The following is a 365-nucleotide window of genomic DNA, read 5'->3' as shown; positions in this document are numbered from 1 at the left end:
ACATCACCGCGCAGGTGCTGCGCAACATCGACCATGATGGCCAGCTCGAAGCCTTGCACCGCTCCCAGGCGGTGATCGAGTTCGCGCTCGATGGCACCGTTCTGACCGCCAATACCAATTTCCTCAACGCGATGGGCTATCAGCTCAATGAGATACAAGGGCGGCACCACAGCATGTTCGTGGATGCGAACGAGCGGACAGGCGCTGCCTACCGTGATTTTTGGGTGAAGCTCGGGCGTGGCGAGTTCGCCGCGGATGAGTTCCGGCGCATCGCCCGGGGCGGCCGCGAAGTCTGGATCCAGGCGACCTACAACCCGATTCGCGACCGGGACGGTGTGCCGGTGAAGGTGGTGAAGTTCGCCGCC

Annotated in this window: 1 protein-coding gene; it reads left to right on the top strand. The window is 63.0% G+C overall.

Annotated elements, in window-relative coordinates; genetic code table 11:
* A partial coding sequence (locus tag MKK69_RS14175; RefSeq protein ID WP_243968679.1) for a PAS domain-containing protein occupies positions 1 to 365 on the top strand: 365 nt, incomplete at both ends.

The organism is Methylobacterium sp. J-026, assembly GCF_022829585.1.
Lineage (GTDB): Bacteria > Pseudomonadota > Alphaproteobacteria > Rhizobiales > Beijerinckiaceae > Methylobacterium.
Note: the sequence above shows the minus strand (reverse complement) of the source record. Positions and strands in the feature narration are given on the sequence as shown.